This is a genomic window from Acinetobacter sp. 5862 (assembly GCF_024494585.1).
GTDB lineage: Bacteria > Pseudomonadota > Gammaproteobacteria > Pseudomonadales > Moraxellaceae > Acinetobacter.
Map to the genome: position 1 here is coordinate 1 of NZ_JANHGP010000018.1, position 12724 is coordinate 12724.

Sequence of the window (12724 nt, forward strand, 5' to 3'; positions counted from 1 at the left end):
TTCTATGACTTTTTCTTTAAAATCTGTTGAATATCCCATAAAGCCTAGTGTGATATATTTTTTAGAATTTAGCTATATCTGATCGTTATGGACGCAAAAGGATTATGGTGTTTGCCTTATTTTTTGTTTCCGTATTATTGCTAATTAGTGCTTCATTTCCGATTTGGGAAATTTTTCTGACTACTCGTATTTTTATTGGCTTAGCTGTGAGTGGGGTCGCAGCCGTTGCAATGACTTATATCGGGGAGGAGATCGCACAAAAAGATATCGGTTTTGCCATGGGGCTGTATATTTCAGGTACGGCAATTGGTGGAATGGGAGGGCGTTTAATTGCGGGGGTTTTAGTTGATTTTATTTCTTGGCAATCTGCTACTTATATTATTGGTTTTCTAAACCTGATTATCGCTTGTTTATTTTATTTTTTATTGCCCAAATCTCAGCACTTTAAACCGTATCCCTTTCGGTTTTCTCGTTTTAAGGATGCATTTGAACAGAACTTAAAAGATTCAAAATTAAGGATTTTATTTGCCCAAGGTTTTATCTTAATGGGCTGTTTAGTGACGGTATTTAACTACATTAGCTATCATTTATTAGAAGCACCATTTCACTTATCACAAGCATGGATTGGTGTGATTTCGATTGCTTATCTAGCAGGCATTTATAGTTCGCCTAAAGCCGCACAATGGGGCTTTAAATATGGGCGTGATAAGGTTCTGCCGATGATGTTAATGACGATGATGATTGGCTTGTGGTTTACACTCCTTCCATCATTATGGTCAATTTTGATCGGTTTGATTATCTTCGCTTTTTCATTTTTTGCAGCGCATTCGACCGCAAGTAGTTGGGTTTCAGTACAAGCAGTTCAATATCGTGCAGTGGCATCCTCGCTGTATTTATTCTGCTATTACATTGGTTCAAGTTTGCTCGGCAGCTTCGGTGGATTGGTTTGGGAGCAGTTTGGCTGGATTGGAATTAATTTGAGTGTCGGAGTGGTCTTAGTGATTGGTTTTGCGCTCGCGATACACTTAATGAAAAACGAAACTAAAACGACAAATAAAGTCGCATAAACTTGATAAAAGTCCTGAAAATTTAGTAATTTAAACAAGCGCCTATTTGGGTGTAGAGATAATATTAAAATTGGGGGAGATAAGATGGAATTACATAGTCGAGTTTATTATAAACATCCTGACTCAACAATCATGGGACAATTAGAGGTCTTATTTACCACACATCACGGAGATGAAGAAAAGTTCATTCAGACAGCTTTACTCATCAATCCGCAAGCGGATGAGATTACTCAAGAGCTAGTTGATTTGATTGATTCGATTGAACATGATCTTGCGCCAGAGACATTGCACTATGTTGATGGATTTGCTGTCCTAGATTTTACCCATGGCTCAAATGGCGATGAAAACATTGAAAATATTTTATTATTTTTAAAAGGCTTATTACCTGATATTCATGCACAAGCTTGGGGCTGTGGTGATGATGATCCATGGGAGTTTTGGTTCAAATTTGATGGCGATGAGCTTATTCGTGAAGATGATGAACCATTGAATGATCCTGATGAAGATGAAGAAATTAAAGCTTCTATTTATAAGTGGTGGCATCAAGATTTACCTTCTGAAATTAAAGAAGGCTTCTTGAACGAAGAAGTATAATTATCAACATTTTATGATGCTATTTCCTCAATAAGTTACAAATACTTTTTTGGGGAAATGCTTCTGTTTGTTTTTTGATCTATAAAAATGAATTGAATTCATGCTAAAATGATCGGCTTTCATCTTTAGATGTCTCTCCTCCATTTGCTAGCCGAGATTCGCAAGCCATGTCTACTGCCTATACTATGCAGACCGCGCCAAAAGCGTTGTTTGATTACGACAAATATTGGGCGTCGTGTTTTGAACCCGCACCATTTTTGCCGATGTCACGAGAAGAAATGGATCAACTCGGCTGGGATGCGTGTGACTTTATTTTGGTTTGTGGTGATGCCTATATTGACCATCCATCTTTTGTATCAGGTGTGATTGGGCGTGTACTTGAAGCACAAGGCTTCCGTGTTGGAATCATTGCACAACCAGATTGGACCAACGCAGAGAGCTTCCGTGTTCTAGGCAAGCCAACCATTGCATGGGGTGTGACCGCGGGGAATATGGATTCAATGATCAACCGTTATACGGCAGATCGTAAAATTCGTTCCGATGATGCTTATTCGCCAAATAATGAACCGAATAAACGTCCAGATCGTGCTGCCACGGTGTATTGTCAGCGTTGCCGTGAGGCTTTTCCTGACGTTCCTGTCTTGCTTGGTGGGATTGAAGGTAGCTTGCGTCGTATTGCACATTATGATTATTGGTCTGACAAAGTTCGCCGCTCTATTTTGATGGACTCAAAAGCGGATCTATTGATGTATGGTAATGGTGAGCGTGCGATTATCGATGTGATGCATCGTTTAGCCAAAGGTGAGAAAATCCACGAAATTACAGATGTTCGTGGTACAGCATTTATTATTAATAAGCATAATAAAGCATCTAAAGCCAAATTCGTTGAAATTGCCAGTAATGACGTGGATACCATTGGACGTGTCGATCCAATTATTAATCCTTATGTCATGACTGAAGATATTGATGGCTGTGAAGTTGAAAAAGAAAAAGGTAACTCATTAGCGCAGTATCAAAATTTCCAAAAAGAAATCGTTGCCAATCCAATCGTGCGTGAAGGCGACCAGCTCGATCCAGATACACAGATTGTGCAGTTAAAGCCTGTGCCATCAAAAGCGATTAAACATAAATTACCTCCACGTGAATTGGCGGTGATTCGTTTACCGTCTTTTGAAGCCGTTGCTGATGATCATGTGTTGTATGCCCATGCCAACCGTATTTTGCATCTTGAAACCAATCCGGGTAATGCACGTGCCTTAGTGCAGCGTCATGGTGAGCGGGACGTCTGGATCAACCCACCACCAATTCCTCTGACCACTGAGGAAATGGATTATGTGTTTGATTTACCCTATGCACGTTTACCGCATCCTTCTTATGGAAATGCACGTTTCCCAGCCTTTGATATGATCAAATTCTCGGTCAATATCATGCGTGGTTGTTTTGGTGGATGTACCTTCTGTTCAATTACTGAACATGAAGGTCGTATTATTCAAAACCGTTCTGAAGATTCAATTTTACGTGAAATTGAAAAGATCCGTGATACTGCACCTCAATTTACAGGCATCATTTCAGACTTAGGTGGTCCAACGGCTAACATGTACCGTTTGCATTGTAACGACCCTGAAATTGAAAAAAATTGTCGTAAGCCATCTTGTGTTTATCCAGGGGTTTGTCAAAACCTACATACCGATCATGCACCTCTTGTTCAGCTTTATCGTAAAGCGCGTGAAATCAAAGGTGTGAAGAAGATTTTGATTGGTTCTGGTCTACGTTATGACCTTGCGGTATTGAACCCTGAATATGTGAAAGAATTGGTACAGCATCATGTAGGTGGCTATTTAAAAATTGCACCTGAGCATACTGAGCAGGGGCCACTCTCCAAGATGATGAAACCTGGAATTGGAACCTATGATCGCTTTAAGCAAATGTTTGAGCGTTTCAGTAAGGAAGCAGGTAAGGAACAATATCTCATTCCATACTTCATTGCAGCGCATCCAGGTACCACCGATTATGACATGATGAACTTGGCGATTTGGTTGAAGAAAAATGGTTTCCGTGCTGATCAGGTACAAACCTTCTACCCATCACCAATGGCCACTGCGACCACGATGTACTACACAGGCAAAAATCCGTTGTCTAAAGTGGCACGTTATACTGAAAATGTCGATATTGTGAAAGGTGAAAAGCGTCGTCGTCTGCATAAAGCATTCTTGCGTTATCATGATCCAAATAACTGGCCTTTGTTACGTGAAGCACTGAAAGAGATGGGGCGTTCGGATTTAATTGGTAATTCTAAGCAGCATCTGATCCCAACCTATCAGCCACAAGGTACGGCTGAAGGTGAATATAAATCTGCACGTAAAAAGAACTCAACTGTTGCAGGTGATTCAGCGAAGCGTGGTCAAGCGCAATCTCAGCCACAATCAGGTCAGAAACGTCCACAAAAAGGGCAGATCTTAACGCAACATACTGGTTTACCGCCACGTGAAACGGGTGACAAAAAACCATTCTCAGGAAAATCAAAACCTAAAGTGAAACCAAAGCGTTAAATCAATAAAAAGAAGGCATCAGTCATGATGCCTTCTTTTTTATACATAAATGGTAGGGTAGTCACAATCTAGTTATAAAAGTACAATTTATCGAAACATATACTGACAATATCCGCTTGAATATTTGCCTACTGATGATTATAAATATAGATGCAGGATGCTTTTACGACTTTGGTCGACGAGTGAAACACGATTAAAAAAATTTAAGTTACACTGCTAAAATGACTTTAACTATCGTTGTTGCTGATTAAAAAAATGGCTCAAAGCCAAAATGATTATAAAAAATCTAAAGGGATTGGTTAGAAATGTATTATTTCATAACAATAGTTGGATTGCTGTTGATTACAGCACTTGTGTTTCGACGTCTACATCCTAATCGGCGTCAAGATAGTCCATTAAAACGCCGTGGTATTCTCAATATTTCTGAGCAAATTACCTTGATGCGTTTACAAGCTGTATTACCTCGTCATACGATTTTGGCGCATGTTTCTTTTGATGCGCTATTAACGACAAAATTTGCACATACGCGTCGTAAGTATCAAGGTTTAGTTGCTGATTTTGTCGTACTTGATCAGCAACATCAAGTGCTTGCAATTATTGAGATTGCAGACGAGTCATATGTGAATCGTCTGCATCAAAAGCATTATCAAGACAGCTTATTAGAATTAGCCGGTTATCGAGTATTGCGCTATAGCAGTATTCCAACGGAGCAAGAGTTACGTGAGAACTTAGTTCCTGATCTACTTGAACCGATCATGCCTGTTTCAATCACAGCAACCACAATGCCGCAAACGGAACGAGTTATGAAATATAATGTTCTAGCAGCAAAATCATCTTAATTGATTATGGACGTACTGCTGTCACGGTCATTTCAACCAAAACATCTGGTGTATACAGTTTAGATTCTACGCAGGTACGTGCTGGAGGATGACCTTCAGCAATCCATGCATCCCAAACCGCATTCATTGCTGCATAATCTTGTTCAATGTCTTTTAGAAAAATAAGGACGGATAAAATATGCGTTTTGTCTGTACCTGCTTCTGCGAGTAAACGATCGATATTATCTAAAGTTTGTTGTGTCTGTGCAGTAACATCGACACTGGTATCATCTGCCAGTTGACCTGCCAAATGAACTAGATTTCCTGAAATTGCGACTTCGCAATAACGTGAGGTGACATGAAGTCGTTGCACAGACATAATGGTAACCTAATGAAAAAAACATAGGCTGATTGTACTGCATGGCCCCTAGCCACAGTGTAATTTTGTATACATCAGGCAGCAAAGCTTTCCATGCAAACCAGCCTGCGTTGCCGGAAAAATAAAAGGCTTTAATCCTTGCCACAATTTCACGCGCGCTAAAGGGCTTGTTGCAATAGTCATCCGCGCCAATTTCCAGACCGACCACACGGTCAATCTCATCATCACACGCAGTCAAGAACAATAACGGCGTTTGATATTTCTGACGCAGTTGCTTGCACACCTCAAAGCCATTGATATCAGGTAGGCCCACATTCAGAATAATAAAATCAAAACCCTGCTGTGAAAGCAGTTGCAGTGCCTGAGTCCCCGTATTGGTCCAACTAACCTGCCATCCCTCACGTTCCAGTGCATAGCGTAAAGGTAAAACAATGGCGGCTTCATCTTCCACGCATAGAATTTTTTTTTGATTCATAATGATCAGTAATCAATATTTTCTAATTATATGGATACAGTTTAGCTGAACTCGGCAGGGAGAAAAGCGTAATCCTGAAAATTTTACAGAGGGAAAAAAATTGAGAAAGGACACCAGAAGTGCCCTGTAATATGCGGATTTGATCGTCACGCCAACCACAGGAGCATATGCTAAAAGTGAGGATTTCTTTAGCATCAGCAAATCACATGGATAATATGCTTGCGCTGCCTAGAGTACTGAAAAGCGCATAAAAAGCAAACATAAATTTAAACAGAAACTGTGTTTTTGAATAAAAAAACGCCACTACCACAAGCAAAGCTGGGATTCCTGCTGGGCTTGCTGTAATTGATAAACACCCACGCCAACCAGACGGAACTGCAAACTAGGTTCAATATGCATTTCATTCAGCAACTGCAACACCACCTGCCATAGGTCCTGCTGTGATTGCAGGGGCTGTTTAAAGCTTTTACTGTGCTGTAAAACCTGAAAATTCTTTAGTTTTAACTTGATGTTGACACCACGGGCCAACAGTTGCTTTTTATTCAGGCTACGCCAGACCTGTTGAGTCAACGGCTGCCAAGTGTGGTGGCATTGTTCAAGGGTATAATCATCATCAAAAGTGGTCTCTTTTGATATTTGTTGGCGTTCCCGTTCCGCTTTTACAGGGCGATGATCAATCCCTTGTGCATATAAATACAGTTGTTTTCCGTATTTGCCAAAATGGTGGATCAGCACATGCTCTTCAATTTGTTGCAGTTGACCCAGAGTGTGCAGATTAAGCTGATGCAGCTTGTGCTGGGTCACCTTGCCAACACCGTGAATTTTACTGACGGGCAAATCCTGAATGAAGCTGAGTACCTGTGAGGGCTTGATCACAAACAGGCCATTAGGCTTGTTCCAGTCCGATGCAATTTTTGCCAGAAACTTATTCGGGGCAACGCCTGCGGAAGCGGTCAGTCCAGTGGCTGCCAGAATATCGGCACGGATCTGTGTCGCAACCTCGGTAGCGCTGGGGATGTTTTTTAGGTTCTCAGTCACATCCAGATAGGCCTCATCCAGTGACAGCGGTTCAATCAGTGGGGTATATTGCTGAAAAATATGGTGAATTTGTGCAGACACCTCTCGGTATTTCTCAAAGTTCGGTTCAAGCACAATCACCTGTGGACAAAGTTTTCGTGCCTGCCCCATCGACATGGCAGAACGCAGGCCAAAGACGCGGGCAGGGTAGGAGGCGGCAGCAACCACACCACGGGTATGATGAAAGGCCACCACTACAGGCAAATCCCTGAGCTCGGGACGTTCCCTCAACTCAACAGAGGCATAGAAAGCATCCATGTCAATATGGATGATCTTGCGTAGCTCATTTGCCATCCTGAATGCCTTGCTCTTTTAAAAAGGCTCGCCACTGTTTGGGAGACTCAGCGTATACATTCAGATCAACAGGTTTGGGAATTCCATCTATCTTTCCACTTTGGCTATGTTGCCAAAAGAGCCATTGCCGTCCATCTTTTAATTCAGGTTTACCCTCATAATCCCTCACCCATAATGGGGTATCGCTAAAATTACCCATCAAGACAATGTGGTAAAAAGTCTTGGAAATATAAAAAATAGGTTGTTTGCCATAATGTTTATGGAGTTGATCATTCATGATCTGAATTTCTTTGAGTAACTGCTCTTTGGTATAGGTATTAATGCAATTACTGTCATATTCAAGATCAATCACAGGTGGTAAGGCATCTGCTTTCTTTGGCACAGTAGCGATAAAATTTTCAGCCTGAACGGTGCCATCACGGCAGAGACGGTAGAAATGATACGCACCGACATGTAAACCTCTTTCACGTGCTTTGAGCCAATTCTGCTGAAAATTTTGATCTTTGAAATCGCCACCTTCGGTGGCTTTGAGATACACGAATTGGTATTGCATCGGAGAGATCTTTTTCCAGTTAATCTTACCTTGATGATGTGACACATCAAATCCACGGATTGAATAATCTTGTGCTACGGCTTTTTGTTGATAGAACAATCCAAAATAACTGACGATACCGAGCATCACTGTTAAAGCAATACTAGTCAGTGCTGGATAATGCTGAGAGAGTGGATACTTCGGTATTTTCTTTGCCATAATGAGGTTTTGTACTATGCAATATCGAGTTGAGTGCTAGATTTACAGTATTCGTCATGCAGCGATTGTACTCGTTTTGCTTTCTCATGAATCGTTTGACTACCGAATTGTTGTATAAATCTACATGAAGCGTAATGTCTAGCATGCTGCTCGTAGTGACGCACCCAACTTTCTCGTTGTGCTAAGCGTTCATCCTTGACAGGCCAAACGCCTTCAAATAACACATCAGGTGTATTTAAACATAATGCCCCATAGGTGTTGCGCGTGATAATGACATCATCATGTTGTGCAACAATCTCTACTCGGATCGGGAGACCTTCAGCACCGTTATAGGCAACTTTATGATCGATTCTGCGAATATTTTGATCTACTTTTATTTGCTCAATCGCTGCTATAACACGTTGTTCAGCATGTATTTTCGCTGCCTCAAGGCTTTGATCTGACCAACCAAAGCGTTTGATGGTGTATTGTCTTCCTTCAAATTTTGTTTTTGTTTTCGCTTCAGCCCAATATTTTGGAATAATCATCTCATTTTTCCTTATTCTTTTTCATCTTATTAAAATGTTAGCTCTCATCCGTAGTTTCTTTTGGGATCTGCCAAAAGATGATTGCAGTAATGATGTTAATACAACCCAGTGTAATTAATGTGGCATGGAAAGCACTGCTCATTGATGTCGTTGAAAAGTGCTGACTGAATAGATTAATCAGTGTGCCTGCCATTGCGACCCCAATACTCATAGACAGCATCATAATCATTGATAAGAAACTATTACCGCTGCTGGCATCATGTTGCGGCAAGTCTTTGAGGGTGAGCGTATTCATGCCTACAAACTGTAGCGAATTTAATGTACCAAAAATAAACAAGTGTAAGACTTTCAACCACAGTGGAGTCACTGCTGTCATGAATGAGAAGCTCGCAATACATAATCCGACCAAGATGGTATTGGTGAGTAGAAAACGACGATACCCTACACGTTGAATTAATGGACGAATAATTGGTTTCGAAAATAATGAACCCAAGACCAATGGAATCATCATTAATCCTGTAATGAAAGGTTCAAAGCCAAAGGCGACTTGCAACATCAAAGGTAAAATAAAAGGAATAGCATTGCTGCCCAAACGTGCGAAGAAATTACCTAATACACCGATTGAGAAGATTTTGTAACGGAATAGACGCCCATGAAATAGCGCATTTTGATGGGTATGCGCATGATAGGCATAGCTAACTGTGGCAATTATACCAATCAACAATAAGCTGATACTCACAAGATTTGAATATTGTGAGGAGGCCATATTTTCAATGCCTAAGGATAAACCGACCATTGCGACCATCAATAAGATAAAACCGCTGAAATCGAAAGTTTTCACCGTCGGCTCTTTTTGATTGGGCATGATCTTAAATGTCATGATCATACCGAGAATACCCATCGGAAGATTAATCAGAAAAATCCAATGCCATGTGGCGACTTCAACTAACCAACCGCCTAATGTAGGTCCCATCAGTGGACCGATTAGCCCTGCCAAACTCATGAGACTCATGGCTGAAAGAAATTGGGAGCGTGGAATTAGCTTTAATAAAGCCAAACGGCCTACAGGCATCAATAAGGCGCCGCCGATACCTTGAATCACACGGAAAAACAACAGTTGTTCTAGGTTTTGCGATAAGCCACATCCCAATGAGGCCAAGCTGAAAATCACCATAGAGCTGAGATAAATATTACGAATCCCAAAACGATCGGCTAACCAACCACTCAAGGGAATACAGGCTGCAACAGATAATACATAGGCGACAATCACACTATGCATTTGTAATGGATTTTCATTCAGTTGAATCGCCATGGCTGGTATTGCAGTATTCACGATGGTGGTGTCTAAGGCTTGCATAAAAAAGCCAATCGAAACCAATATGACCAACCATCGAAATTCGGGCTGTACAGCTTGGTGTGTTGTCGTGGTCATGAGTTCTGACACATAAGAAATCGGTTCTAGTTTAATGCAACCCTATTGGAAATAAAGACCAAAATTGTCAAAGAGTGGTCATGGAACTGACATTAAAGTGTCATAGAACTTGCATCTCAAATCACTAAATTAACCATACAAAATAAGGGTATGGAATTTGATGATGAAATTTAAGATTTCAGTTTTATTGACAGCATTGTTGTCTGTCGGGTTGGTTGCCTGTAATGAAAATGATAATGCTACGAACTCACCAGAGGTTGTAGAAGCAACGCCTGAAACAATGAAGTTAAGTTTGTTAGGGCGTTATGAAACCAAGGTGTTTGTTAAAAGTGCAGCTGAGATTCCTGCGTATGATGCGGCAAGTAAACGCTTATTTGTAGTCAATGCACAAAAAGGTTTAGTCGATGTTTTAGATGCATCTAAACCAGCACAGCCTGTACACATTGCAGAGCTTTCAGCACGAACGTATTTAGCAAATTCTGAAGTAAATAGTGTTGCTGTGAAAAATGGCATTGTTGCGATTGCAGTACAAGCTGAGAATAAAACGGATGCAGGAATGGTGGTGTTTTTTAATGCCAAAGATCTCAGTTTTATTAGCAAAGTGAGTGTGGGTGCTTTACCTGATATGCTGACTTTTAGTCCAGATGCTAAAACGGTTTTAGTCGCAAATGAAGCAGAACCGAATGATGATTACTCGGTTGATCCTGAAGGTTCGATCAGCATTATTGATATCAGCAATATTCAACAACCTAAAGCCAGTGTGGCAGGTTTTAGTGCATGGAATAATCAAAAGTCAGATTTATTTGCCAAAGGAGTACGTATCTTTGGTCCAAATGCCAGCGTTGCTCAAGATTTAGAACCTGAATATATAACCATTTCAGCAGATAGCAAAACCGCTTGGGTCACGTTACAAGAAAATAATGCAATTGCGAGAATAGATATCGCACAACAGAAAGTCACCGATATTTATCCATTAGGCTATAAAGACCATAGTTTGGTTGAGAATGCTTTAGATGTGAGTGATCGGGATTGTGATCCAAAAACAGATTGTAATGGTGATGGTGTTATTGATACCAAAGATAAAGATAAGGGAATTATCAATATCAAACCTTGGGCAGGTTTAGTGGGGATGTATCAACCAGATTCGATTGCGAACTATCAGGTGAATGGACAAACTTATTTGGTGACTGCCAATGAAGGGGATTCACGCGCTTGGTTAAAAGATGCTGAGGCATATTTTGGTGGTGATACCAGTAAGGGCTTTGTAGAAGAAATTCGCGTTAAAGATCTGTTTAAGAGTAGTGGTTTTACCAATAAAGTCAAAGATGAGTATCCAGCGCATTTACAGAAAATCGCTGTAGGCGTAAAAGGTGCACGATTAAATGCATCAACTTTTGGTTATTGTGGCGCAACGACAACAGATGCAAAAGGCTGTCGTGAAGATAGTCAATTAGGTCGTTTAAAAGTGACGTGGACCAAAGGATACCAAGTGAATCAAGACGGTTCACCAAAACTGGATGCAGATGGTTATCTGGTTTATGACAAACTCTATGCCTATGGTGCGCGTTCATTTAGTATCTGGAATACCCAAGGTCAACTTGTTTGGGATTCGGGCAGCGAATTTGAAAAGAAAATAGCAGAATTATTCCCTAAATACTTTAATAGTGATCATGAAGAAGTCACTTTTGATAAGCGAAGTGCTGCCAAAGGCCCAGAACCAGAAGGTATTACTGTGGGCACAATCGGGAAGAAAACCTTTGCTTTTATTGGTTTGGAACGTATGAGTGGCATTATGGCGTATGACATCACTACGCCGAATAAACCTAAGTTCATTGAATACTTTACTACCCGTAACTTTGTAAAAACAGATATTGCGCAGCAGGGTGATTTAGGACCTGAGGGGTTGATTTTTGTCTCTGCAAAAGACTCTCCAAATGGTAAGCCATTGCTCGTGGTTGGTAATGAAGTCAGTGGTTCAACGGCTGTTTACCAAGTTAATCTTCAATAAACTCTGAGCATAAAAAAACGGATCAATTTGATCCGTTTTTTTATGCTGAGTATTTTAAACTTCGATACGTGTAGGACTATTCAAATTTTTAATCACATTAGTAATTTGTTCAAGCGAATCACAAATAATCACTTTGGCACGATGTTGAGGAGGTAAAAATCCCTCCTCAACTGCATGATCTAGTTGAGCAATCAAGGCATCATAAAAACGATTTACATTATAAATAATCATCGGTTTTTGGTGCTGATTGAGTTGGCCCCAAGTCGCTATTTCTAAAATCTCTTCAAAAGTACCCAAACCACCAGGTAAAGCAATAAAAGCACTGGCACGCTCTGCCATCAATGCTTTACGTTCATGCATGGTTTCAACAATATGAAGCTCTGTTAATTTACTGTGTGCAATTTCATAGTCCAACATAAACTCAGGAATTACACCGACTACTTCACCGCTATGTTCGAGTACAGTATCTGCAACTTGACCCATTAAGCCAATACTTGCCCCGCCATAGACAATTCCAAGACCTTGATTCGCGATGTGTTGAGCAAGTTCGATGGCTTTATCTCGATAAATGGGTTTGTTACCTGTACGAGAACCGCAATATAACGCAATCAGAGATTGGGTGGTTTTTCTGGGAGTAGAAGAAATGGTTTTTTTATCTGTCATTCTAAATACACTATTCATTCGGTTTATTTTCACCTTATCATTTTGATTGTGCTTGTCTAGGTTAAATGACTTTTATGACAGTTTTATGCA

Annotated in this window: 10 protein-coding genes and 2 pseudogenes; 5 read left to right on the plus strand and 7 right to left on the minus strand. The window is 40.5% G+C overall.

Translation table 11 applies throughout. The annotated features are described in order from the left end of the window. Positions 1-74: 74 nt before the first annotated feature. The 4 genes and pseudogenes from NO346_RS02545 to NO346_RS02560 form a co-directional block, all read left to right on the plus strand. A pseudogene (locus NO346_RS02545) lies at positions 75-1067 on the plus strand (MFS transporter); the annotation flags it as partial. Between the two features lie 84 nt (positions 1068-1151). Then, entirely contained in the window at positions 1152-1661 is a 510-nt protein-coding gene (locus NO346_RS02550) for a hypothetical protein (protein WP_256414123.1), read from the plus strand. Between the two features lie 167 nt (positions 1662-1828). After that, positions 1829-4210, plus strand: coding sequence for a YgiQ family radical SAM protein (locus NO346_RS02555; protein WP_256414124.1), 2382 nt, complete (start codon positions 1829-1831; stop codon positions 4208-4210). A 305-nt stretch (positions 4211-4515) separates the two neighbouring features. Then, positions 4516-5049 carry a DUF2726 domain-containing protein gene (locus tag NO346_RS02560; protein WP_005163240.1) on the plus strand — a complete coding sequence of 178 codons (534 nt, stop codon included), beginning with the start codon at positions 4516-4518 and terminating at the stop codon, positions 5047-5049. A 4-nt stretch (positions 5050-5053) separates the two neighbouring features. Here NO346_RS02560 and NO346_RS02565 read toward each other — a convergent pair whose 3' ends face one another. The 6 genes and pseudogenes from NO346_RS02565 to mdtD form a co-directional block, all read right to left on the minus strand. Continuing rightward, the gene (locus NO346_RS02565; protein ID WP_178882881.1) at positions 5054-5407 is read right to left on the minus strand and encodes a RidA family protein; all 354 of its coding nucleotides are present in this window, start codon (positions 5405-5407) and stop codon (positions 5054-5056) included. Positions 5408-5528: 121 nt separating this feature from the next. After that, positions 5529-5885 (minus strand): annotated as a pseudogene (locus tag NO346_RS02570) (response regulator); the annotation flags it as partial. Positions 5886-6185: 300 nt separating this feature from the next. After that, entirely contained in the window at positions 6186-7253 is a 1068-nt protein-coding gene (gene dinB, locus NO346_RS02575) for a DNA polymerase IV (RefSeq protein WP_256414127.1), read from the minus strand. After that, positions 7243-8004 (minus strand): glycoside hydrolase family 25 protein, encoded by a 762-nt coding sequence (locus NO346_RS02580; RefSeq protein ID WP_256414128.1) that lies wholly within the window; start codon positions 8002-8004, stop codon positions 7243-7245. Before NO346_RS02580 ends, dinB begins: the two co-directional genes overlap by 11 nt. A gap of 14 nt (positions 8005-8018) precedes the next feature. After that, positions 8019-8531, minus strand: a complete 513-nt coding sequence (locus NO346_RS02585) for a hypothetical protein (RefSeq protein WP_256414129.1) — start codon at positions 8529-8531, stop codon at positions 8019-8021. Positions 8532-8568: 37 nt separating this feature from the next. Then, the gene (gene mdtD, locus NO346_RS02590; protein ID WP_256414131.1) at positions 8569-9963 is read right to left on the minus strand and encodes a multidrug transporter subunit MdtD; all 1395 of its coding nucleotides are present in this window, start codon (positions 9961-9963) and stop codon (positions 8569-8571) included. Between the two features lie 163 nt (positions 9964-10126). Here mdtD and NO346_RS02595 point away from each other — a divergent pair, with 163 nt between their 5' ends. Next, on the plus strand, positions 10127-11971 hold the full coding sequence (locus NO346_RS02595) for a choice-of-anchor I family protein (protein ID WP_256414195.1): 1845 nt from the start codon (positions 10127-10129) through the stop codon (positions 11969-11971). Between the two features lie 54 nt (positions 11972-12025). Here NO346_RS02595 and NO346_RS02600 read toward each other — a convergent pair whose 3' ends face one another. Next, positions 12026-12652: a TIGR00730 family Rossman fold protein gene (locus NO346_RS02600; RefSeq protein WP_256414132.1), complete on the minus strand. Its 627-nt coding sequence runs from the start codon at positions 12650-12652 to the stop codon at positions 12026-12028. Positions 12653-12724 lie beyond the last annotated feature (72 nt).